Genomic DNA, 22853 nt, shown 5'->3' with positions numbered 1-22853 from the left:
CAAGTGTAGAGGTCTGCCCTGCGAAGCCATTTGAAACGGATATAATCGTGTTTATGTACAACGACACACTCCCAGACTCAACCCACGCACACCTCTCCCAGGAGCACGCCGACACCGTCAAGGCGACGCTCCAACCGGTGGGCGAAAACATCCAGACCATCGCGAACACCTTCTACTCCAAGATGTTCGCGGCCCACCCCGAGCTCATCTCCGACCTGTTCAACCGCGGCAACCAGAAGCAGCAGGCGCAGCAGAAGGCGCTCGCGGCGTCGGTGGTGAAGTTCGCGTCGCATCTTGTGGACGACTCCGCGCCGGACCCGGTGGTCATGCTCAACCGCATCGCGCACAAGCACGTCTCCCTCGGCGTGACCGAGTCGCAGTACCAGATCGTGTACGAGAACTTGATGGCCGCGATCGCAGAAGTGCTCGGCGACGCCGTCACGCCCGAGGTGGCGGAGGCCTGGAGCGCGGTGTACTGGCTCATGGCAGACGTGCTGATCAAGGCCGAGAAGGACCTCTACGCCTCCGACGGGGTCGCCGATGGCGACGTGTTCCGCCGCGGCACGGTGGTGGAAAAGACCGAACTTTCGAGCACCGTGACCGCGTTCACCGTGGAGGGCGACTTTACGCAGCCGAAGCCGGGCCAGTACACGTCTATAGGCGTCAAGCTTGACGACGGCGCACGTCAGCTGCGCCAATACTCCATCATCGAAGGCAGCCCGGCGCGCTACCGCATCGCGGTGCAGAAAGACGGCGAGGTCTCCACGTTTCTGATGGAGCGTGTCAATGTCGGCGATGCCGTGGACGTGACACTGGCCGCCGGTGACCTGGTACTGCAGCCGGGCGAGCGCCCAGTCGTGCTGATCTCCTCCGGCATCGGTTCCACTCCGTTGACCGGCATCCTCCGCCACCTGGCGCAAAGCGGTGACCCGCGCCGGGTGACGTACGTGCATTCCGACGACTCCGAGGAATCCTGGGCGCAGGCGCAGGAAACCCGCGAGCTGGTGGATGAGCTGAAGGATGGGTCGCTGCAGACCTACTTCCGCGGCGACGCTGAGCGCGTCGACGTGGACGCGCTCGACGTCGCCGGCGCGGACGTGTACCTCTGCGGCGGCACCGGCTTCCTCCAGTCGCTGCGCGAGGACCTGAAGCAGCTGCCCGCCGACAAGGCCCCCGCCAACGTGTACTACGAGCTGTTCAGCCCGAACGACTGGTTGGTGGCCTAAACCTCCCGTTTGGTCAGGCGGGTGCCGCACTGGCCGGGGCGGTCGTGCGGGATAAGCTGCACCTCCACGTCGCCGGCGCCCCGGTCCAAAAAGCCCTCGTGCAGCGCGCAGACCACCGGGGCGGGGCGGGTACCCTCTTCGGCAATGAAGGGGCAGGCGTTGAGGCCGATCTCGCGCACCTTGGCGCTGGCGGCGTCTGGGCGCGGCGCCGGGTCGAAGCCCATCTCGCGCAGGGTCTGGCACGTGTGGCGCTCCGCGGTGTCCAGGTCCACCCGCAGGTTTTCGTGGCGGCGGGTGTTCACCCGCTCAGCCCACTGGCGGCCGAGGCGCCTCGCGCTGTCGGTGTCCTGGTCGGCCAGGGTGTTGGCCAGCACCTCCACCAAGGCAATCATGGAGTGTGAGGCCAGGTTCGTGCGCGCCACGCGGGCGGTATAGACGTGCGAGGGGCGGCCGCGGCCGGTGCCGGGGGCGACGCGGCGGGAGACCACTCCCGCGGACAGGAGCTCCTCCAGGTGGCCGCGCACGGTGTTCGGGTGCATGCCGAGGGCTTTGCCTATTTCGGCGACCTGGATGCCGTCCGGGTTTTCCTGGATCACGTGAAACACCTCGAGCTGCTTTACGCTGAGGTGGCCGACCGCGTTGAGCAAATCACCGGCGGGACGGGGCGCGTGAGGGCGTTCCATACGCGTTCTCCTGGAAGTGTCTTGGTTACATCAGGATTATATTCCAGCTTTAAAGGCTTGACAACTTGGAAACGACGAAACTGACCTCAACACGCTGCTGCAACACATCAATTCCGGCTAATACCAGGTATTTCACAGCATTCGGAGACGGATGTCGCGCGAGACGATACAGTAATAGCGGCTAAAGGCCCCCTACCAGCTACAGAAGATAGATCGACTCATGACCCAATCACCTTTCGGCGGCACACAGTCCCCCTTCGCACCCCCTGCACCCACCGGCCCCGAAGCCGGCACGACGGCGCTGGCCATTACGTCCGCGCCCGTTGCCCGCCTGGTGCCAAGCCTAGTCATGGGGGTTATCAGCGTTGTGCTCTCCGTCTTTTTGTTCCTCTCCTCCACTACGGCCACGGACTCGTCCTACCTGCCACTGACGCTGGTTGCCTGGGTGCTCGCCGGCGTGCTGGGCATCGGCGCACTCGGCGTGTACTTCAAAGGTGACGCCGACGCCCGCGCGAGCGGCATGTTCGTCTCCGTCGGGTGGAAAGAAGCGCTGTACTGGGCCACCATCGTGGTGCTTGGCTTGGGTGTGCTGCTCTCCGCCATCCACGCTGGCCTGTACGTGGGCAAGAACTTCTAGGAGAGCGGGAGAATAACTATGCAGATCAACCGCATCCTTGCCGCCTCGGCCACCGCAGCCCTGGTGGCGGGCACGAGCATGCTCGGCGCCACCGCGCAGGCCCCAGCGCAGGAGAGCTCGCTACCGCAGCTCGGATCCTGCCTGGCGCAGAAGAACACCCTCGACATCGTGCTGCTCATGGACGAATCCGGCAGCCTGGAGTACGAGGCCAAAGACGGCCAGGTGGACAAGAACAAGCCGGGCACCGACGTTGAGGGCAACCGCGTGGACGCCGCGCAAAGCTTTATCGACGAGCTGGTCACTCGCCAGGAAGACACCGGCGTGGACGTGAACGTGCGCATCGCCGGCTTCGGCCAGGACTACAAGTCCGGCGCCACCCTTCCCGGCGAGTACGGCGAGTGGATCAACCTGGACGGTGGCAGTGCCTCCAAGGCGAAGGACGAGATCGCCGCGTTCAAAGAACGCACGGGCGAGGACTACACCAACTACACCAACGCCCTGTCCGGTGCGTACCAGGACCTGACCCGCTCCGGCAGCCAGGACCCGTGCCGCATGGTGGTCACATTCACCGACGGCGACCTCACCGCGGCGGACGGCCGCGACGGCGCCGAGGAGGAGCTGTGCCGTCCCGGCGGTGTGACGGACCGCCTCCGCGCCGCCGGAGTGACCAACGTGGGCATTGGCCTTTCCGCGCCCCACCTGCCCAGCGATTTCTCGCTGTTTCGCTCCCTGACCCAGGGTGGCGGCCCGTGCGGCACCGCAGCACCGAACGGTGCGTTCTTCGAAGCCTCCAATGTCGGCGGCCTGTTCGCCGCGTTCCACAGCGCCCTTTCCACCGGCAACGCTGTGAGCACGATGTCCAAGGCGGACGACGCATTCAACATCGCTCTCGACGATTCCATCAGCCAGCTGCGCTTCGCCGCAATCGAGCAGGAGGATCTGGGCGACAACGCGGTGCTCACCCTTACCGCCCCGAACGGCGAGGAGCTAAAGCTGGGCGAGTCCGGCTCCGCCACCCTCCAGGGCGCCGAGGTGGAGTGGGAAACCATCACTGATCCGGTGCTGAAAACCAACGCGCGCATGACGCTCGCGGACGGCCAGTCTTGGGCCGGCAATTGGGCCCTGAAGTTCGCGGACATCGACCCGAACGCCGCTGGTCAGGACGTGTTTACCGTCGCTGAACTGCAGCCGGGCCTTGCGGTACGCGTCGGCGGTGGCGAGGAAGGCACCGTCGAGCGCAACAATGAGCAAGACATTGAGCTGCAGCTTATAGACGCCTCCGGAAACCCCCGCCCCATGCAGGGCACCGCAAATTCGCGCGTGACGTTCCACCCTGAGAACGGGGAGCCGCAGGTGCTGGAGGAGAACCTGGATCTTTCCTCCGGCTCCGCGGCGATCCCGGCCGCGAAGATCGCGAAGCTGCCGGCGTTCGGCCGCCTCGAGGTGGAAACTGCGGTGACCACGAAGGGCGAGCCGGGCACCAAGCTCACCCCGTTCCTCAACGCCTCCGCCCTGTCGGTGGGCCTGCAGAACCTGCCCAAGATCAACGGCGGCATTGCCTACAACGCGGAAGAGACCACCGTGACCACGGAGATCCCGGTGAAGGGCCCGGGCAAGGTGTGGCTGCCGGAAGGCTCCACCGTCGCCGCTGAGCAGTTGCCGGAGAACATCGGCACCGTGCAGGTGGCCTCGGACCACAACTCCCCGGACAACGCCCTTGAGGTGCAGGCCGGCGAGGAGAAGACCCTGCCGGTGACGCTGTCTATCAACGAGCTGTCAGACGGCCTGGTCAACGGTTCCGTGCCGCTGAGCATCTCAGCCCTGGACGGTGCGGACGAGGCGTCGGTGGCGGTGCCGGTGGAGGGGTCCTACACCGTGCCGCTGAGCAAGGGCGGCTTCGCCCTCGGCTTCATCCTGGCGCTTTTGGGCGCGCTGGTGATCCCGCTTGCGATCCTGTACGCGATCCGCTGGATCACCAGTACCATCCCGCGCCAGCGCTTCGGCTACTACCGCATGGTGGTGGACGACCACAACGGTCGCCTCACCTACGACGGCGCACCGCAGCCGAACATCAACATCCTGGACGTCAACTCCAACTCGATTCCGGAGCCGACCCGCTCCTTCAACGCCGGCGGCCGCCAGTTCAGCGTGCGCAACGGCAACCCCAACCCGCTGGCGGCGTCGCCGGTGGTGGCGGACGTCGTGCCGTCTGTAAGCGGTGGCGACGGCGCCCACATCAAGGGCAAGGCGAAGCTGCCGCTGGCGGTGCAGGGCGAGTGGATGGTCGCAGGCCTCGGCGGCGACCGCTACGAGGTCATCGCGCTGCCGCGCCTGCCCATGAGCGAGGAGGAGAAGACCCGCCTGGAAGGCGAGATCTCCACCGAGATGCTCAGCCGCATTGAAAAGCTGAAGTCCCTGGAACCGGCAGCGCCTGCAGCGCCTGAACCTGCTGAGCCTGCTGGACCTTCAGCGCCGGAGCAGCCGCAGGGCTTCGGCCCGAACTTCGGTCCCGGTAACACCAATTCCCCCTTCGGGCCTGGTAACAGCCCGTTTAGCGATAAGTAACTCCCACCACGCAAAGGAAGCAAGCTCATGTTCAAAGTTCTCGTTGTCGGTTGTGGCGGATCTGGCGCTAAGTCGCTGTCCTACATGATGGACCAGCTCAAGACCACGCTCGCGGAGAACGCTCCGGTCTGGTTTGAGGGCAACGGCCGCAAACTGCCGGACGCGTGGCAGTTCGTCTCCATCGACGTGCCCACCGAGCCGGAGAGGGTCAAGGCGATCCCGAACGTCCCCAACGCAGGCGGCCAGTACATTTCCACCGGAGCGTCTTCTAACTACTCCTTCGTGGACCGCGCGGTGTCCGTGCAGCTCAGCCGCAACAACGCGCTGGGTTCCATCGCTACCTGGTCCTACCCGAACCCGGAGGAAGTCACTGTGCCGGTGGACGCCGGTGCGGGCCAGTATCGAGGCGTGGGCCGCATGCTGATCCTGAACAAGCTCACGGACGTGGAAGACCAGCTCAAGCAGGCGAAGGATCGCCTGTACAGCCCGCGGTCCGCCACCCAGCTGGACGCGATCCGCAGCGAAATGGGCCAGGGCGAAGCGACCGGCGAGCTGGCGGCAGACCCGATCGTGTTCGTGGTGTCCTCCATGGCCGGTGGCGCTGGCGCGTCGATGGCGCTGGATGTGTGCCGTCTGCTGTCCGGCCTGGAACTGAGCAACTACCAGGGCCGTTCCTCGTTGTTTATGGTCACCCCTGACGTGTTCAAGACCGCCGGTTCCGCGGATTCCTTTGTGGGCACCAGCCCGAACGCGCTGGCCATGTTCGGCGAGCTCGCCGCGGGCCAGTTCGGCGAGGGCACTAAGTCCGACGAGCTGCTGTACGAGGCCTTGGGTTACCAGGGCAACCTGGACGACACGCTCGTGTCCCGCGTATTCCCGGTGGGCATCTCCGCCGGCGTGAACGCCGTCCCGATCGCTGAAGGTGCGGGACCGTCCACGGTGTACCGCGCGCTCGGCCGCGGCCTGGCTGCCCTGACCACCGACACCACCATGATGGAGAACTTCGTTCAGTACCAGCTGGGTAACCCTGGTGGCCTGTCCTACGACCATGACTACTACGGCTGGGGGCTGGGCGGCGCTAGCTCCGACTCCGTGCCGTGGGGCACCTTCGGTTACGGCCGTCTTGCCATGGGACGCGACCGCTACGGCGAGTACGCCGCGCAGCGCTTGGCGTCCTCCGCCGTGAACACCCTGAAGAACGGTTTCAAGTTCACCGGCAGCGTCGATTCCGACGACGACCAGCTGGACCAGCGTCTGGAAAAGTCCTGGCAGAACATCCAGCGCCGCCTGGCCAACACGCTGCCGCTGCCGGCGGACGAGCGCCAGACCGCAGCCAACGCCGCGGAGACAGACCAGGCCTGGGCGTCCAACCGCTTCAGCGACACTGCCGTGGCGTGGGCGCAAAGCCGCGTGGACATGATGAAGAGCAGCAACGTTGTCCCGGCTCCGGAAAGCCGCAAGGGCGCGGAGTGGGCAAACGACGTGGAGGCCAGCCTGTCCAGCGCATACCGCAACCGCCAGCTGGTGGCAGATGACGTGCAGGGTGTCACCAACGGCAGCGGCCCGCTCTACCGCGCCGTGTACCAATGGGCTGGTGCGGATGAGCTGCAGCGCGAGGTGCTCGAGGTGCTCTCCGTGGAGATCGGCCGCTACGGCGTGGCGTTCGGCTCCAAGCTGCTCAAGACCATCCGCCAGCACGTCTCCGACGCCGCGGCGCGTCTGCGCCAGACCCAGCTGTCTGAGGGCCTGTTCCTAGACAGCCAGCTCGGCGCGGAGATCCGCGGCCAGCGCGGCAAGATCGTCGGCGACGGCTACCTCGACCGCATCTACGGCAGCGTGCGCGACCAGCTCTGGTACATCGCCATGGGCAACATGATGCGCCTGGCCGGCAACGTGCTGGAGGATTTCGCCCGCTACTTCCTGGCGGACTTCGACTCGGAGATCCAGGCGGCGCACCGCGAGCTCAACCACGACCTGACCTTGGACAACGACCCGAGCTTGGGCGTGGCGCAGATGAAGACGAACGTGCCGCGCCTGTGGCCGAGCGAAGAGGTCGACGTGGTGCCGGACCGTTTCAGCAACGCGGCCAACGAGGTCATGATCACCGAGCCGGAACACTACCCGGGCCAGTTCGAGGAAGACGTGATCCAGTCCGTGATCACCGACGAGAACCGGCAGCTGCGTTTCGACGACGCACTGGTGGAAGCCGCCCGCCAGATTGTGGCCGGCGACTGGCGCTCCGACGCGGACGCGGACGACGCCCCGCGTGATCTGCTCACCCTGGTGCAGCCGTGGGTGCCGCGTGCACTGACCTCCGTGCCGGACTCTGCAGACCTGCGCAATGAGACCAACGGCAAAGTGGAACTGAAGGTCCGCTCGGAGCACGTGCTGGACCGCTCCCGCAAATTCGTGGGCCGCGCCGGGTTCTCCTTCTCCCGCTTCATTGAGACTTCGCTGCGCTCCTACATCCTGGACGCGCCGGATGAGCCGACCCGCGCGGCCCGCCGCGAGGATATCGCCGGCAAGTTCGCCCAGGCGATGACGAAGGCGCTGCCGCTGGCACAGATTAACTCCAGCCTGCTGCAGGAACTGTATCCAGACGACTCGAACGCGAAATACAAGTTCAACTTCTCCACCGTGCCGTTCGCGGGCGATAGCGCGATGGCAGAAAAACTCACGAAGGTGGAGAGCAGCTACCCCAACGCGGAGTACGACGCGAAAAACCCGCTCGGTGGCGCACTGCAAACCAATGGTGAACAGCGCGAGATCAGCATCTACGGCTCCTACCCGAACTACCTGCCGGTGGTATTCGACTCGATCCTGCCGTCCGCAGCGCGCCAGTGGGACAAGCTGACCCTGCCGAACGCGCGCACGGCCTTCTGGCAGATGCGCCGCGCCCGCCCGATCAACGCGGCGACCCCGCTGACTGACGCGGAACGCCAGGCCATGATTAACGGCTGGTACGTGGGCCGCCTGATCGGCACCACTATCTTCCCGGGCGACAAGAATCGCGCGACCGGCCAGGACGGCATCCACGTGTTCGATCCGGTGACGCAGAGCTGGGAGGACTTCGATACTCCGCTACTCACCCCGCCGTCGAAGATGCGCACGAACTACGACTGGCTGCCGGCCATCCTGGAGTCACTGCCCATGGCGTGGGCAAAGGCGGACGAGTCGCCCGCGTTGTCCTCGCTGAACCCCTACCGCGCGCTGCGCCACAACTGGGACGCTACCGAAAGCGCGCCCGCGACTGCCCGCAACGCTACGCGCGGCTACGACCTATTGCGCAAGTGGCTTTTCGACGGCATCCGCATCGGCGGCGAACAGGCCCAGCACACGCTCGTGCAGGGCACTGGGCCCGAGGTCTCGCCGGAGGCACGTCGAGACGCTGCAATTGCGTGGCTGCAGGCGGAAGGCAAGCGCGCCCTGCAGCTGGTACCGACGAAGCGGCTGCCCTCCACCACCCCTCCGGGTGGCCAACAGCGCGAACTGGCGGACATCTCCGACCGCAACGTGGCTATGCGTGTGCCGCTGATGATCGACATCGCGAACGGCGTGCTCAAGATGGCCGAGGACTTGATCGGTGCGATCCGCGAGGCCTACGAGGCTGGCCCGCCGGAGCAGGACACCGTGTACGGCGAGACCGGTCTGGACTACCTGGATTCTAACGACACCAGCGGCTCCAGCTCCGCAAACGGCCAGATCAACGACATCTTCGGCGGCTTCTAAAAGGCAAGCGAGGACACCATGGATTTTCCGATTTTTGCGGCGCGCGGCACGAACGCGCGCATGGCACGCCAGGCGCTCGAAGACCTGGCCGCGCTGAACCTGTTGCGCGACTTCATCTGGATCGACGTTGACGGCTTGAGCGGCTCCGACCCGAAGGCCACGGTGGTGCGCCGTGGTGAAGCACCGCAGCAGATGCGCCTTGAGCAGGCGGTTGGTGCGCGTGAGGGCGCTGCGGTGCAGCTGCACGGCATCAACATCATTGGCGAAAGCGAGCAGTCTGGCTTGCTTACCCGCAGGAACGTCAACGAGGTAACTGAGCGCCTCCGCGCGGTGAATGCGGACTTCGCGGGCACCGCCAATAACCTCATGTTCACGGAGGTCAACGCGTCTTTCGACGAGGAGTCGCTGCCGACCTTCAACGGCTACCGCAACCTGCTGGTGGCGCCGGAGGATTCGAAGTCCCCGGACTCGGGCGCGACGATCTTCCAGGCGGACGATTCCACGAACGCTGGCCCATCCTTTTCCCTGTGGGTGGCAACCTCCATTGCCAGCCTGTCGGGCCTGTGGGTCGGCTTCGACGCAGCCCCGGTTGCACAGCTGGAGCCGAACTCGTCTGCACGCCTGGTGCGCTGCTACACCCAGCGCGTGTCCGGTGAGAAGTTCCAGCAGGAGCTGCAGAACGCCATCTTCGATCTGTCCACCACTCCTCTGCCGCAAGTGGTGGTGAATAAGACTCCGGTGAACGTCTCCCGCGACGCGCAGCGAGGCACGCTGCCGCAGCGCGCGGCGCAGGAGTTCATTGAGACCCATGCGCGCGACCACCTGATTACCAAGCCACGCGAGACCATGGTCCAGCGCAACGAGCGCCAGACCCGCGGCCAGGCGTTGGGCAATGCCTTCGGCCAGTGGGCCAAAAACCTGTTTGGCAGGATGGGCGAGTTCTGGTCCGAGCTGGGCTCCGACCTGGCCACGTCTGCAGACGCCGCAGTACAATCCAGCATTTACGGCAACGACTCCAGCGTGACCGTGGGCCGCGTCAACGTAGCCCAGGACCAGGGCCAAAAAGCTGTCACCGTGGTACGCAAGTCCGACGATGAACTGACCGCTGGACTGCGCCCGCTGTGGCGCGACTACGCCGGTATCGCCTCCGGTCTGGTGGACGCGAAGCCGTACCGCACCAGCGGTGAGCGCCCCAACGCGATGCAGAAGCAGGATGGGCTCACAATCGTGCAGTCTCCCAGCGATTCCATCCCGGGCCCGAGCGAGAAATTCGGCCCGCAAGAGACGCTCAAGGTGCGTCAGGTCCTGGGCAGCGAGAACGTCGCGCCCTACGACGTAGAGCGTCAGGGTGAGGTCTACCGCGACTTGAACGCCAAGGCCGCAGACCCGGAGTTCATGACCGCGAAAGCGAACTTCGAACGCTGGCAGCGCAAGCACCAGCACTCGTTTGCTGCAAACGTCGGCGCTGGTTTGCGTGGCCTGTACGACGAGCAGCAGACAATTCTCAATCAGAAACAGGCGGAGCTGAACCACCTCCGGGCGCAAGAACACAAGGCGAGCCAGATGTCCCCGTGGCACGGCATTTTGCGCTGGTTGGGCTGGGTGACGTTCTGGTCGCTGGCCGTGTTCCTCATTGCTTGGTGGATCGGCAACTCCGGTGATGCGGCGCCGCGTTGGCAGTGGGTGGAAAACCTCAACAACGCCTCCAGCAAGACCTACGGCTGGATGTTCGGCATCTGGTTCGCCCTGTGGCTGATCTTCTACATGGTGCAGATCCTGATTTCCACGTTGCATTCCATCCATACGCAGAAGGTGCGGCTGGACCAGGTGAAGAAGATTGAGAACGCCGAGCGCGCCGTTGCGGAGGCGCGGGTGGCGCTGCGATGCATCGAGGTTGCTTACCCGCAGTTCATCAAGGTCTCCGACCTCTACGGTGCGCTGCTAGAGAAGCCGTTCGGCGATATCTCCAACGTAGCCGCCCAGACGCTGCAGCCCACCAACGCGCTGCCTGAGGCGATCAACCTGGGCGAGGTTGAGGTGGACAAGCAGGACATCGACCACACCGCCTCTGTATACCGCCGCCGCTTCTTCGACGAAGGTTGGCTCACCGAGCAGCTGCGTACAACCCTGGAGCAGGCCGCGCGCGACATCGCCAACGATCCAGTTAACCCGCTGCAGATCGACCTGGACAACGTGCTGGGTAGCCCGTCGAGCCTGTCGCACCTGGCCTCGCGCGTGTCTGACGAGAGCTTCCTCAACCAGGACCGTTCCACCCGCACCTGGGCTGAGGTCGTGGATGCGCTGCGCGGGGACGACACGGTGATGGCCAAGCTGCAGCCGCGACACAAGCTGCAGTCCCCGGGCTACTTCCGCCAGGACATCCTCACCCCGCTGGGTGTGAACCGGAGCCTGCACGACGTGGTGGAAAACACCACCGTGCAAGCGGAATCTGCCCGCGGCCGGGATCTGAGCAGCAGCTCCATCACCCTGCACGCCGGCAGCCCGGGTGCGTCACTGGAAGACATCAAGCTCGTCTCCAGCGCCCCCACTGCCGCGCAGCCGACGGCCTCCAGCGCAGCCGAGAAGCTGTCTGAATTCTACGAAGGCGGGGACTTCTAATGAACAAAAAAGAGCTCTACCAGATCTTTTTTGACTGGACTACGGACGCCCGCACCCGCTTCCCGGACCGCCCGGTGCCGGAGCCGATCCAGCTTGCCCAGTACGTGACCAACCCGGATTTAGACACCGACTCCAACTACCCGGGCTTGGTTGAGTGGGCGCCGGTGCTGCGCCACATCCGTTCCCTGTACGAGGCGGGCGAGCTGCGCCCCGGCCAAACGTTTACCGACGCGCACTTCGACGCCTCCGCCAAGCCCGCCCCAGAGAAAGAAGAGAAAAAGCCTCTCAGCGACGCAATGAAGCTGCGCCGCAAGTCCAAGCCGACGCGCCGCACCGAACCGGAACAGGAGCCGAAGCCAGAACCGGAGCGGCCGGAGGTGCGTCGCCAAGCAGCACGCTCCTTCACCGCAGACCAGCTGGTGGAGATTGACCCCTGGAGCATCGACAGCGAAGAGCCGTGCGGCGAGATCCGCGTCACGCAGGACGGTGAGCAGCTGAACGTGCAGTGGTCCATGCCGCGCGGCGGCGCACGTATCTACCGCATATACAGCTCGGAGACGCCGTGGCCGGACATTCTGGACCCGGATGCGCTGCGTGAGATCACCACGGGCACCTCGTTCGTGGACGACGAGCCACTGTACACCGCAGCCCGCTTCTACCAGGTCTGGGTGCACACGGGCGCGACGGAGGAGGAGGCGAAGCAGACCCAACCGCGGCTGCTGGGCCAGACCTACTTCATTGAGCCGGTGGAGATTAAAAACCCGGTCTACGATGGCGCCCACATCTCTGCACAGTGGTCCGGGCTGGATGGCACAGAAAAGGTGGAGGTGTATCGCTCCATCAAGCCGCGTGGCAAGCTCGATGTCTCCGCGAATGTGGTGAATCAGGAGGGCAACCGTTCCGGTGTGCGCTTCGTGCCGCAGGAGCGCGGTTACACCTACCGCATCGCTGCGAAGCGCTTTGTGCTTGTGGACGGCAACCTGGTCGGCTCTGCCCTGTCCGAAGAAGCTACCGTGGAAGTCGGTGCGGAGCTCGAGGATATTTTTGCCACGACGGAGCAGACCTCCCCGCGCACAGTTCACGTGAGCTGGCCGGCGCCGCTTTCCGGAACGGTGCGTATTTACCGCACCGATTCCCGCATCGAGGACGGCGCGGACAAACAGCGCACCCTGGACCTGGAGCTTCTAGACCAGTACGGCCTGCCGGAGCAGGCGTGGGTGAACAGCACCAGCACCGATAAAAACGAGTTTGATGTGACGTGGCCGGATGACTGGTACACGATGCACATCACTGCGGTGAGTGTGGTCGGCGGCCACGCCCGCATCGGCAATTCGGTGCCATTTACACGCGTGGGCGAGATTGAGAACCCGCGCCTGCTGGAGCGGGTGGACGAGCAGGTGCTCAGTTTCGGCTGGCCCAAGCACGCCAGCTCAGTTCACGTGTTCATCGGCGAGCCCAACGGCGCGCACGAGACGCAGTACCAGCCCACCGCAAGCAAGACGGTGATTTCGGCCGAGGACTTTAAGAAGACAGGCAACCTGCCGTTAAACCTGCATCGCACGCAGACGCAGGCCGGGGCAGCGTCGCTCGCCCTGTACCCGCAGCGGATGCAAGAGGGCAAGGCGATCGTCGGTGATCCCGCGGTTGTGGATTACCCCGGGTTGGAGAAATACTCCTATGACCTGGCTCTGGACAGAGGCGAGATTTTCCTGCAGATTCATTCGCACCAGCCACACGACGCGTTCCAAGAGAACAACCCGCACTTCGTGCTCGTGCACTGTTCCGGCCGCCTGCCGCTTTCCCAGTCCGACGGCCAGTTTGTGTCGCTGACTATGCGGATGGATCCGAACCAGCCAGTTGGTGCGTCGGAGGGCGAAACGAGTATCTCCCCGCGTTTCGACGAAAGCGGCAATTCCCAGTGGTACAAGCTGGATCCTTCCCTCTGGCAGCGTTTCACGTTCCATGAGGACTTCATCCGCCTGTTCCTGCAGCAGGAACACCGTCCGGAGCACATGCCGCGTCGCGCTCTGCTGGATCCGCACCCGAGGAAGTTGTCCTTGGTGGAGTTCCTCCCGCAAAACCAGCCGCAGCCTGAACCGACCCCGGCCCCACAACCGGAGCCGGAGAAGAAGAGCCTGTTCAAGAGAATGTTTGGGAAGTGATGGGGGCATGACCGATAACCGTTGGGCGCACCTGACCTACTCGTCCTTCCAGGCGGCTTCGGGTGGCGGCTGGCAGGTGGGCGATGCGCTGCATGCGTCCCAGAAAGACCGCGAGATGACGAAGCAGTATGCGGTTACTCGTCTTGTTACGCCTCAAGAAATTGACGTGTTTCTTTCCGCGCAGAAGATCAACAATCTGCCGCGTCGCTGCGACTATGTGCTTGACAGTGGCTGCGGCGTGTTCGTGCAGGCGATGCCTTCCGGCCGTGATGCCACGAAGCGCCCGGGCAACGTGTTTTCGCACGTTGTCATCGACCACTCCCCGACCGAACCGGCCGAGGCGCACCCGATTCAGTGGTACCGCTCGGACGACCTGCTGCAGCCGTTTGGCCACCGGGCGGTGAATGATTCGTCGTTGCCCGCGGGGCTGGCGGAGCCGAAGCCGAACCAGTACGGAGAGCTGTTTGTCGCCTGGATGATGGTGCGCGGCATGAGCGGCGGCGAGGACGACCGCGACAAGCTTGACGTTCTGCTGCGGGTCCAGGATCTGTTGTCCGCACCGCCCCGCTTGGCAATTTTGCTTGTGGACGTCACGGATGACGCCGCCCGGTGGATCGCCGCCCTGTCGTCCACCATGTCGCGCGAGCAGGCTGCCACGTCGCTGCAGTTTTCCACCTACTTGCGCGCCGCCGAGCTCGAGGCGTTTCCCATCGGCGAGGTGTGCACGGTGGTGGCGATGCCGAAGGACCAGCGCGCCGAAGTCCCCGCCCAGTTCGCGGGGTGCGTGGTGGACCCGGCCGAGCCGGCCGCGGAAGGCCCCCAGTCGTGGTGGGCGGTACGCACCGCACAGCTCATCGAGGAAGGCACAGATGAGCAGGAACTCGGCGGGCTGATCAGCCCGGAGTTGGACCTGCCGCTGCCCAGCGAACAGGCCGCCGCGCCGTTCGCAGATGAGGTCGCGGGGATCTTGCGCCAGTCCACCGACCTCCAGGCGGACCTGCGTCGTATCGACGCGCAGGCGATCACCAACGAAGCCAGCGCAGGCGACTTACAGGTCGTGGAGCGCTACACCCTGCAAGCCAACGGGCTTCCCAACCGCGCGTTTGCAGATACGCTGCGGCAGGGCTGGGCTCCGCGCCACCCAGAGTTGCAGCGCCAGTGCTTCGAGGCGCGCGTGCACCAGAACATGTTCTCCTACCTTCTGGTGCTGAACAACCCGTCCGGGTTTCCCAAACTCCTGAACCGCAGAGCACCCGCAATGCCGACCGCAGACATCCTGGACACTGACTACTTCCACGAGATGTTTGCGGATGCGGCGGTGTTGCAGAAGGCGTCGAGACGCGTGCTCGATCTAATGATGCACGTGCGCTGCGTAGCGCCGAAGAGCTTACTGTCGGTGCTGGAGGCGCTGCTCGCCCTTGAAGAGGAGGCCGGATGCACACCCTTGGAAGCGCGGGTGCCGGCCGATTTTGCCACCGATGAGGTCGCTCAGTCGCGCATCCGCTCGTTGTCCGGCTGGCCGCACGAATTTCCGCGGGCGCAGCGCGTATTCAACGTGCTTGGCTACCCCACTCAGCCCCTACCCGACTACCCCCACAACCAGCAAAGGAATGTTTAAGTCATGAGCCAACAGATCAGCCTGGCACCTGGCGAGGGCCATGACCTCGCCAAAGACGGCCTAGACCTGCAGGTCCAGCTGCAGTTCCGCCCCAATTGCACATGGGACCTGGACCCGGAGAAGAAGCTGACGGGCGCCAAGATGCGCGTCTTCCAGGGCACGGTGCTCGTCCGCGACGTGAGCGACGCCGCCGAGATCAGCGTTGCGCCCAAGGGCCAGGAGCGGTTCCCTTCCGGCGCATTGGTGTACGCCACGGTGGTGTCGAAGGACACCGGCAAGCAGATTACCCTGCCGCCGCTGGCGGTTGGTGAGCAGCCTAATGCTGCGGTGTTGCGGCTGCAGCCCGAAGGGGCATCCGTACGCGTCGTCGCCCCGGAGGCGACCGGCAGTGAACACCTTGACGGCGCGTCTTCGACGGTGCACTCGGTAACCAAGTCGCTGCAGAAGTCCGCCGCCCCGACCGCGCAGGAGGAGGGCCCGCGCAAGGTGGTGGTGGTTGTGGACCACTCCGCGTCCTTCCAGCGCAAGCTCACCGAGCAGCAGCGCAACGCAATCGCACAAGTGGCGGCCGGACTGTTCAGCAACTCGCAGTTTGAAACACGCATCGTGGGCACCTCTGCAGGCAGCCAGGTGAAGAAATTCACCAGCGCAGAGGATTTCGCGGCCGCGCTTGAAAGCGCCGCTCAGCTCGCCGAGGTGGACTGGACCCGCACCACTGACCAGCTGATTTCGGACGGCCTCGCCGCCGCCAACGCCGTGCTGGTCGTCTCCGACGATCTGCCCGGCCAGCTGGCGCAGCTTCCGCGCCCGATGCACATCTTGGCCACGCGTGAGCCGGCCGGCCCGCTGCCGGACAACGTCAGCTTCACCGAGTTCAACGAGGCATTCGTGAGCGAGGTTCTGCGTGGCGACGGCACGCAGCTGCGCAGGGCCACCGAGTCCATGTACAACGCACTGACGGCGCGCGGCTAGGAGAATACGATGACGCAACCGAATTACCCGATGATTCCCACGAAGTGCCCGTACAGCTTCCGGCAGATGGACCCGGACCAGCAGCACTCGGAGTTCGCCCCGCCCGGTGCCGAACTGCCCGCCGGCTGGCAGAATTCCGGCGTGATCACGTTCGCCCTCGCTGGCGCGCGCACCTCGGGCAAGAGCATCTACATCGCCATGGCGATCAAGCTGCTGGAGCAGCTGACCATCAACTTCGGCGGCACGTTCGACCCGGCGGACGAGTTCACCGAGAACTCGTTCCGGGAAAACTACGAAGTGCCCCTGTTCGGCAATGACGAATCCCACCCGCGCGTGCTCAGCCCGACCGCTCCGATTGATAACCCGGACGCCTACCAACGTCGGCCGCTGATTTACCGCCTGGGCCGCCCGAAGCGTTTTAACCAGCCCAACCCGCAGCAAATTTTCGTGGTGTTCCGCGACATCGCCGGCGAGGACCTGGAGGCCCGCGACATCCGCGCCAAGTCCGAGCACCTGGACTTTTTGCAGCACGCGGACTCGGTGATCTACCTGTACGACCCGCTAGCGGTGTCCCAGATCCGTTCGCTGGTGGAGGGGTTGGTACCCACCGATTCGCGTTCGGAAGCCTCGCCTGCCGACGTGCTGAAGAACGTCATCGAAGTCCTCGGCCCTGCCCGTCCGGACATCTCTTTGACGCTGGCGAAGTTCGACATCCTGCAGGAGATCGACCGGCTGGAGACCGGCGGGTTTGCCGCCACCGGCTCCGGCTCCACCTCCTGGCCTGAGGTGATGAACAACTTGGGCGCTGCTTTTCGACGTGCCGGCTCGGGCGCGTCCCGCCCCTTCGACCGCGCTGATTCCGAGCTCGTGCACGAGGAAACCCGCTCGATGCTGCACAGCCTGGGCGCCCAGGAGATGTTCAACGCGCTGGAGCAGCCGCTCGGCCCGCCGCACAATTACCACTGCCACGTGGTGTCGTCGCTAGGTGCGCCGCCTTCTGGCGATTCCATCAGCGACTACGGCATTGCCCCGTTCCGCGTACTCGACCCGATGCGCCGGGTATTCAACAACTACGGCTTGTTCTAGGAAGATTAAGGACTGAAATCATGGCTTCACCTTTTGTTGACCCGCAGCAGCAGGTCTCCCAGGATCACGTCCAGCGCGAGCAGGAGGCGCTGGCTGAGCGCGAGCGCCGGGCGAAGAAGCGCCGCACCGCGATCATCACCGGCATTGTGACCATCATCCTGGCTATCGCCGCGGTGGTCGCCGGCATGATCTGGCTGTGGACCAGCGCCCCGTGGAACACCGTGCCGGACATCCCGGAAGGCACCACGGCCCCCGAGACGACGGTGGCCACCAGCATCGTGGACGAGACCACCACCGTGGACGCCCCGGCGGAGGGCGAGCCGGCCGTTTAGGCGGAGGCGGTTTCGCTCGCCCTGTCACCCATGAAGTGACGCAGCCAGCTCACGATTCCAAAGGTCCACGGGCTGGTCTGCCCCTCTGGAGTGAGCCAAATCGACTCCTCAACCGCCTTACTCTGCGCTGCCGAAACCTCGCGGACATACTCGAGCGACGTATTAAAGCCGTACACCAGAACGATGTAGCCCGGTACCGCATAAGCGGAGTAATAATCGGCTATATCGCCCGCCTCCGTGTGCGCCACTGTCCCAAACTCGTGCTCGCTCACAGCTAGGCCGGTAAAAGGCGTTTCACTGCCAGGGTTCATCACCACTCCCTTGCAGGCATGACCTAACCCGCTGAGGTACGAACCAATTGGGTTACTGGACCCCGCCTCTGGTGACGCTAATATGCCTATTGAGAGCATGCCGTCCAGTTCGGGCATAACAAGACTCTCCGAGTCGGTTATCCGACTAACTCGTTGAGCAAAAGCTTCCGTCGACACGTGAGTGCCAACGGCGATACGATCCTCACAAGTCGGATCTGCAGCAATCCCTTCGGTGCCCGGCACGATGCGAAATTCGCCGCTTTCAAGCTCCCACGGTGTATATGGAGGATTACCATATTCCACAAGGGAATTGTCCCCGCTCAAGATTGCTCGCTCGAGTGGCCCGCCCTGCTCCAAATCCTCCTCGCCGAAAATGACGGCTGAATTCAGCACACAGGCCGCTATAGCTATAGCGAGAACCGCTCGAATGTAAGCGTTCCACTTTCTCATTTTTGCGCCCCCTGTCCCTTGGCGGAGGCAAGGTCAATAGTGCTTACTCGTTTCCCCTGAGCATTTCGAACGATTACCCGGCCCGCGACGCTGTCGAGGTCCGGGCCCTCCGATTTACCCAGTCGGAATGATTCTCCTCGTAGCTCTAGTGTGGTGCCAGCTAGGCCATCATTGCGTAGTTGTTGTACGAGAGATTCACGGCCCGCAACGAAGTCTTCCAGTTCATTGGCGGTATCGTGGTTCTCTCTCATTGCAGCGCCGCTCGCGTATAGGAGTACTGTGGCAATTGCCGTGAAGTAGAACCCATCAAGCGCAAGCCCAATCCAAAGCACCAAACTAATTAAGAACGCCAGAATAGATATTGCGATGCCGCGAGTAGAAAGATTCCACGCCACTAAGGCTTGCACGAACCAAACCCCCACGGCCGCGATTGCGGGGGCAAGTGGACTGCTGAAGCTTTCGGTGCGCCAAAGGTCTACCAGCAATCCCAGAGGGAAAAACGTCAATAAATAGAGTAAAGGGCCGGCCTCTGCGGGAGCTAATGCCTGAGCTCGAACTGCAACTGTGCGTTCTCCCAGACCTTGATCGAAAATCGCATCCCGGATGACGTCTTCATCACGTCCCAAGTCGTCAACACGACCTCTTAGTCCTGCCAAGTCAGTGCTGGTGAGATCGACTGCTTCCAGCATTTCGACCCCATCAAAAGCACGCCAAAAGTCGCGCTTCTGTAAGCCGTCAAGGATCCGCGCGTGCGCTTCGGCTGCGTCTCTGCTTGCGGTCTGATAATAATCAAGGACTGTGCCACCCAAAGAAGTAGAGGGAGCACCGTTGGTTTTCGCTACTTCGAGTATGTTGCGTGCCTTTGACAGGTCCTTGTTATTAATTGCGTCGAGCGCCGGACTGTAATAATCCTGGTCTGCTCGATCGAATTCCAACGCACGCATGCCACGTCCGACGGTTTCACGCAACGACCTCAGCTCGGGCCTGTCCGCCCCAATGTTTTCCGCCGCTTGAAGACTTACCTGTGCCGCAGAAAGGTTCTTCTCCTTCAGGTGGCTCCTTGTCTCAGCGACAAGATCCTCGAAACGACGCGTTTTTCCAAGGAGAAGTAACACGACATCCTTGGCATAGTCACCATTAGGCTTGCCCACAGTGGCAACAACCCGATCATGCTCGACCAGCGCGGCGCGAAGCTGGCCTTCCTCCAGCAAGGACTCAATATCCTGGTAGATCTTGTGTTCGCGCTCGGAACCAGCAACAGCGCCCCCAGAGACCTGGACGCTGGAACCACCGCCACCGCCTTGCAGCTTCGTCGCCTCGGCGGGACTAAGGCCCGCGTTGACGAAGCCGCGGGCGACCTCGGCGGGGATGTGCTCCTCGCTGGTCATCCGCTCTAAGTGGTAAGCCAGCACAAGGTCGCGAAGCTCCTGGTCAGACTGGGCGGCCGCGGCGACTTTGACCACGGCGTCTTTGTTTCGCTGGTCGTTGCGCGAGTCGTAAAACGCGATCGCCTGCTCCGCATCCGCCAAGGTGACGGGGACACGGCCGGTGATTGCGGCGTCGTAAGCCGAGTATTCGGCGCCGTCCTGCCACGCCTTGGGCTGTAACAGGGCGATGAGGTTGGGAGCGGTGGCGGTGTCGATCAGCCGGGTGACGTCGCTGCGCAGCTCACGCACCACGTCAATACCGCTACCGGCAAGTTCCTGCGCCACCTGGTCCAGCTCAGCGTCCGTGAGGCGGTAGCGCGTCAGGCGTTTGCGCAGCTCAGCGTCCGTGATCGCGCCACGGGCACCCGCGTGCGCCACGATCGCGTCGACGATGCCGGCGTTGCGCTGCTTCGCCTGCTCCGCCTGCAGCGGCAGGTACCAGCCCCAAAAGGACAGGTTAGAGGGGTTGAACTGCATCGTCTCGCGGTCCAGGCGCTCGAGGCCGGCGCGGATGGCGTCGAAAGGCTGGCGGTTGCGACGCTTGGCCAGCACATTCGCCACTTCGCGGACACGCTCGCCCACCTCGGCGGAGTTCGCCGGCATTGCGGTGATTTGGAGCAGGTCGTGCAGGTGGGCGTCGATAAGCAATCGCTCCAACTCGCTACCCTGGACGCGCTGGATTCCGTCCCACATCCGCGCGATGTCGGGGCGCGAGGCGTAGCTGGCAATTCGGCTTTGGTCGAAGGGGGCGAGCGACATTTCCTAGTCCCCGCGCATCATGAGGACAACCTGCTGCTTCGCGGCGGCGACCTCTTCCTTGTCCAGCGCGGAGACCTGCGCCTCCAGGCGGAAGAACTGGTTGGACTTCGGCTCGTGGCCCTGCAGGGTGACAATGCCGTCCGCGTCCACGGACATGATCAGGTTCACCTCGGAATGCGCGGGCAAGTGCGGCAGGTTATCCAGCAGCGCGCCGCCCTCGGGCGAGATCTCCTCGTTTGCCTCAAGGTCGCGGGACTCCACCTCACCCAGCTGCTCGAAGATGCGGAAGCGTAACGACGTCGTCCCGTCCTGCACCGTCCTCGCCTGCGTGGTGCCCTCGGCAGGCAAAGACTCGCCCGCGTGCAGAATGTGGCCGACGTACTCTTCCTGGCGCTCCGGGTCGAAAAACAGCACGCCGACAGACTTCGGCAGCACATTGGTGATGGTCTGGGTGGTGGCAGCGCCGCCCGCGCTGCCGCCGAGCACGAAGTGCTTCGAGCTCTGCTCCGGGGCGGCGTCGGTGCTGTCAGTACCCTCCTCGTTGTCCACGGCGAAATCCATCTCGCCCTGGCCGTAGATCGCCGCCCCCTTGGCCACGGCAAGGTCGTACTCGGTGGGCGTGAGCTCCCAGCCGTAGCGCTCCTCCAGCGCCGCCGGGATCATCGGCATCTTCGAGGAACCGCCGACCAGCAGGTACTTCTCAATCTCCAGGTTCGGGCGCTTCTCTCGGGCCTTCTCCAGAGTGCGGTCCACGATGCGCAGGGTCTGCTCCACCTTGTCGCGGGTGCGTTCCTCGAACTCCTCGCGGGTGACCTCAATCATGGCGGAAGCCTCGTTGCGGTAGGAGCAGCGGATCTTCACCTTCTTCTTGCGCGACAGGGAAATCTTCGCCTGCTCCACGTTGGAAAGCAGGTCTTGGTAAAACTCGTCGTCGAAGGTGGGGTCCTCGGTCAGGCCGGTCTCCAGCATGAACTTCGCCGCCACCATGTTTAAAAGCTCCGCGTCCCAGTCCGCGCCGCCGAGCCTGCGGTCGCCGTCCGTGGCCAGGACTTCTACACCGTTTTCGTTGAGTTCCATGACGGTGCAGTCCATGGTGCCGCCGCCTAAGTCGTAGACGAAGATGGTCTGGTGCTCGCCCGGCTCGAAACCTGCGGAAAGGGCGGCGGCCACCGGCTCGGCGATGATGCCGCGCACATCCAGGCCCGCAATCTCGCCGGCGTCCTTAGTGGCCTGCTTCTGCACGGTGCCGAAGTACGCCGGGACGGTGATGACAACCGCGTTGGTGTCCTCGTCTTCCATCTCCTGCGCCACCTCAACCAGCTGGCGCAGGATCAGCGCGGAGATGGATTCCGGGGTGTAGTCGTTGCCGTGGAAGTTCAGGGTGATGCGGTCGCCCATGTTGCGCTTGATCAACGAGACCGTGTCGTCCGGGTACAGCTTCTGGCCGTTCTTGGCCTCCTGGCCCACGACGAAGCTGCTGTCGTCCTCGAAGTAGACCACAGACGGCGTGGTGGGCTGGCCGTCCTCGTTTTCAATGACTTGCGCTACGCCGTACTCGTCCACGTGGGCGACAGCCGAGTAGGTGGTGCCCAGATCGATGCCGAAGACTTTCTTCTTGTCAGCCATGCTCTTCCTTCCCCTTGGCTAAACCAACCACTAAACGTACTTGTGCACTACGACACGAGCGGGAAACGCTGCCCGCTTCGCGTTGGCGTAGATGTAGCCGGGACTGACCTCACGGACTACTTTGCCGTCCAGCGCTTCGTCGTCAGTTTCCTCAACACCCACGCTGTTGTGCACTTTCTTGTCAAAGTCCGTGCCCGGATCGGCCTCGACGGGCTCGTAGCCGAAGGCCTCGATCGCATCCACGAGCAACTCGCCTGCGTGTTCGAGCTCCGGGGTTTGCGGCAGGTCGTTGAGAAACGCCTGCAATGCTAAAAGACGCTTCACGCCCGGGTTCAGGAGCAACGCCACCTGGTCCCGGCGCGCCTCCTGCAAATCCCCGTGCAGCTGGGCGCGCTCCGCCTGCTGGTTTTCCACCTGGGCGCTCAGCGCGCCGAGGCCTTCCATGACGTCTTGCATGAGGCGCTTGGGCACCATCATGGCTTGCAGGGCGTCCAAGGACTCGCGAACCTCACGCAGCTCGGTGCTGGGGTTCTCGGGTGCGGCCGGTGCTGTCGGCTCAGGGGGTGCTGGTTGGGCCGGGACTTCGTCTGCGACGTTTGTGTCCGCGATATTGTCCCACTGACGAATGCTCATTGTTTGGTTCTTCCGTAA

Annotated in this window: 15 protein-coding genes; 10 read left to right on the top strand and 5 right to left on the bottom strand. The window is 64.0% G+C overall.

All coding sequences use genetic code 11. The annotated features are described in order from the left end of the window. Positions 1 to 53: 53 nt before the first annotated feature. Entirely contained in the window at positions 54 to 1226 is a 1173-nt protein-coding gene (locus CAFEA_RS00360; RefSeq protein WP_063938673.1) for a globin domain-containing protein, read from the top strand. On the opposite strand, the gene CAFEA_RS00355 is transcribed toward CAFEA_RS00360, so the two are convergent. Further along, positions 1223 to 1909 carry a helix-turn-helix transcriptional regulator gene (locus CAFEA_RS00355; protein WP_063938672.1) on the bottom strand — a complete coding sequence of 229 codons (687 nt, stop codon included), beginning with the start codon at positions 1907 to 1909 and terminating at the stop codon, positions 1223 to 1225. The two genes, CAFEA_RS00360 and CAFEA_RS00355, sit on opposite strands and share 4 nt — an antisense overlap. Before the next feature lie 220 nt (positions 1910 to 2129). On the opposite strand from CAFEA_RS00355, the gene CAFEA_RS00350 reads away from it, so the two are divergent. The 9 genes from CAFEA_RS00350 to CAFEA_RS00310 are packed head-to-tail and all read left to right on the top strand — an operon-like array spanning position 2130 to position 17629. After that, complete coding sequence (locus CAFEA_RS00350) at positions 2130 to 2546, top strand: hypothetical protein (protein WP_076589975.1); 417 nt, start codon at positions 2130 to 2132, stop codon at positions 2544 to 2546. A gap of 18 nt (positions 2547 to 2564) precedes the next feature. Continuing rightward, positions 2565 to 5111 carry a vWA domain-containing protein gene (locus CAFEA_RS00345; RefSeq protein ID WP_063938670.1) on the top strand — a complete coding sequence of 849 codons (2547 nt, stop codon included), beginning with the start codon at positions 2565 to 2567 and terminating at the stop codon, positions 5109 to 5111. A 27-nt stretch (positions 5112 to 5138) separates the two neighbouring features. Next, positions 5139 to 8840: a tubulin-like doman-containing protein gene (locus tag CAFEA_RS00340; protein WP_063938669.1), complete on the top strand. Its 3702-nt coding sequence runs from the start codon at positions 5139 to 5141 to the stop codon at positions 8838 to 8840. 18 nt (positions 8841 to 8858) lie between these two features. Next, positions 8859 to 11459, top strand: a complete 2601-nt coding sequence (locus tag CAFEA_RS00335) for a hypothetical protein (protein ID WP_063938668.1) — start codon at positions 8859 to 8861, stop codon at positions 11457 to 11459. Next, entirely contained in the window at positions 11459 to 13621 is a 2163-nt protein-coding gene (locus tag CAFEA_RS00330) for a SaeA-related protein (RefSeq protein ID WP_063938667.1), read from the top strand. The genes CAFEA_RS00335 and CAFEA_RS00330 overlap by 1 nt, the downstream gene beginning before the upstream one ends. 7 nt (positions 13622 to 13628) lie before the next feature. Beyond that, on the top strand, positions 13629 to 15239 hold the full coding sequence (locus CAFEA_RS00325; protein ID WP_063938666.1) for a GAP1-N2 domain-containing protein: 1611 nt from the start codon (positions 13629 to 13631) through the stop codon (positions 15237 to 15239). Between the two features lie 3 nt (positions 15240 to 15242). Beyond that, on the top strand, positions 15243 to 16211 hold the full coding sequence (locus CAFEA_RS00320) for a hypothetical protein (RefSeq protein ID WP_063938665.1): 969 nt from the start codon (positions 15243 to 15245) through the stop codon (positions 16209 to 16211). A gap of 9 nt (positions 16212 to 16220) precedes the next feature. Continuing rightward, a complete protein-coding gene (locus CAFEA_RS00315) occupies positions 16221 to 17297 on the top strand; it encodes a hypothetical protein (RefSeq protein WP_063938664.1) in 1077 nt (358 codons plus the stop codon). A gap of 20 nt (positions 17298 to 17317) precedes the next feature. Next, the gene (locus CAFEA_RS00310) at positions 17318 to 17629 is read left to right on the top strand and encodes a hypothetical protein (protein ID WP_063938663.1); all 312 of its coding nucleotides are present in this window, start codon (positions 17318 to 17320) and stop codon (positions 17627 to 17629) included. Here the strand turns inward: CAFEA_RS00310 and CAFEA_RS00305 are convergent. From CAFEA_RS00305 to grpE, 4 genes are read right to left on the bottom strand one after another with little or no spacing between them, the layout of a single operon-like run. After that, on the bottom strand, positions 17626 to 18390 hold the full coding sequence (locus tag CAFEA_RS00305; protein ID WP_076589979.1) for a hypothetical protein: 765 nt from the start codon (positions 18388 to 18390) through the stop codon (positions 17626 to 17628). The two genes, CAFEA_RS00310 and CAFEA_RS00305, sit on opposite strands and share 4 nt — an antisense overlap. Continuing rightward, the gene (locus tag CAFEA_RS00300; protein WP_063938661.1) at positions 18387 to 20576 is read right to left on the bottom strand and encodes a hypothetical protein; all 2190 of its coding nucleotides are present in this window, start codon (positions 20574 to 20576) and stop codon (positions 18387 to 18389) included. The genes CAFEA_RS00305 and CAFEA_RS00300 overlap by 4 nt, the downstream gene beginning before the upstream one ends. A gap of 3 nt (positions 20577 to 20579) precedes the next feature. Then, positions 20580 to 22202 carry an Hsp70 family protein gene (locus tag CAFEA_RS00295; protein WP_063938660.1) on the bottom strand — a complete coding sequence of 541 codons (1623 nt, stop codon included), beginning with the start codon at positions 22200 to 22202 and terminating at the stop codon, positions 20580 to 20582. 30 nt (positions 22203 to 22232) lie between these two features. Further along, a complete protein-coding gene (grpE, locus tag CAFEA_RS00290) occupies positions 22233 to 22835 on the bottom strand; it encodes a nucleotide exchange factor GrpE (protein WP_063938659.1) in 603 nt (200 codons plus the stop codon). Positions 22836 to 22853: the final 18 nt, after the last annotated feature.

It is taken from the genome of Corynebacterium afermentans subsp. afermentans (assembly GCF_030408355.1).
Lineage (GTDB): Bacteria > Actinomycetota > Actinomycetes > Mycobacteriales > Mycobacteriaceae > Corynebacterium > Corynebacterium afermentans.
The sequence above is the reverse complement of the archived record's forward strand: the minus strand, read 5'-3'. Positions and strand labels throughout refer to the sequence as shown.

Bases quoted from the DNA above. Each gene is read 5' to 3' on its own strand.
- CAFEA_RS00345 (WP_063938670.1), top strand. From the start codon at position 2,565: ATGCAGATCAACCGCATCCTTGCCGCCTCGGCCACCGCAGCCCTGGTG.
- CAFEA_RS00320 (WP_063938665.1), top strand. From the start codon at position 15,243: ATGAGCCAACAGATCAGCCTGGCACCTGGCGAGGGCCATGACCTCGCC.
- CAFEA_RS00305 (WP_076589979.1), bottom strand. From the start codon at position 18,390: ATGAGAAAGTGGAACGCTTACATTCGAGCGGTTCTCGCTATAGCTATA.
- CAFEA_RS00350 (WP_076589975.1), top strand. From the start codon at position 2,130: ATGACCCAATCACCTTTCGGCGGCACACAGTCCCCCTTCGCACCCCCT.
- CAFEA_RS00315 (WP_063938664.1), top strand. From the start codon at position 16,221: ATGACGCAACCGAATTACCCGATGATTCCCACGAAGTGCCCGTACAGC.
- CAFEA_RS00335 (WP_063938668.1), top strand. From the start codon at position 8,859: ATGGATTTTCCGATTTTTGCGGCGCGCGGCACGAACGCGCGCATGGCA.
- CAFEA_RS00300 (WP_063938661.1), bottom strand. From the start codon at position 20,576: ATGTCGCTCGCCCCCTTCGACCAAAGCCGAATTGCCAGCTACGCCTCG.
- grpE (WP_063938659.1), bottom strand. From the start codon at position 22,835: ATGAGCATTCGTCAGTGGGACAATATCGCGGACACAAACGTCGCAGAC.
- CAFEA_RS00325 (WP_063938666.1), top strand. From the start codon at position 13,629: ATGACCGATAACCGTTGGGCGCACCTGACCTACTCGTCCTTCCAGGCG.
- CAFEA_RS00360 (WP_063938673.1), top strand. From the start codon at position 54: ATGTACAACGACACACTCCCAGACTCAACCCACGCACACCTCTCCCAG.
- CAFEA_RS00340 (WP_063938669.1), top strand. From the start codon at position 5,139: ATGTTCAAAGTTCTCGTTGTCGGTTGTGGCGGATCTGGCGCTAAGTCG.
- CAFEA_RS00330 (WP_063938667.1), top strand. From the start codon at position 11,459: ATGAACAAAAAAGAGCTCTACCAGATCTTTTTTGACTGGACTACGGAC.
- CAFEA_RS00295 (WP_063938660.1), bottom strand. From the start codon at position 22,202: ATGGCTGACAAGAAGAAAGTCTTCGGCATCGATCTGGGCACCACCTAC.
- CAFEA_RS00355 (WP_063938672.1), bottom strand. From the start codon at position 1,909: ATGGAACGCCCTCACGCGCCCCGTCCCGCCGGTGATTTGCTCAACGCG.
- CAFEA_RS00310 (WP_063938663.1), top strand. From the start codon at position 17,318: ATGGCTTCACCTTTTGTTGACCCGCAGCAGCAGGTCTCCCAGGATCAC.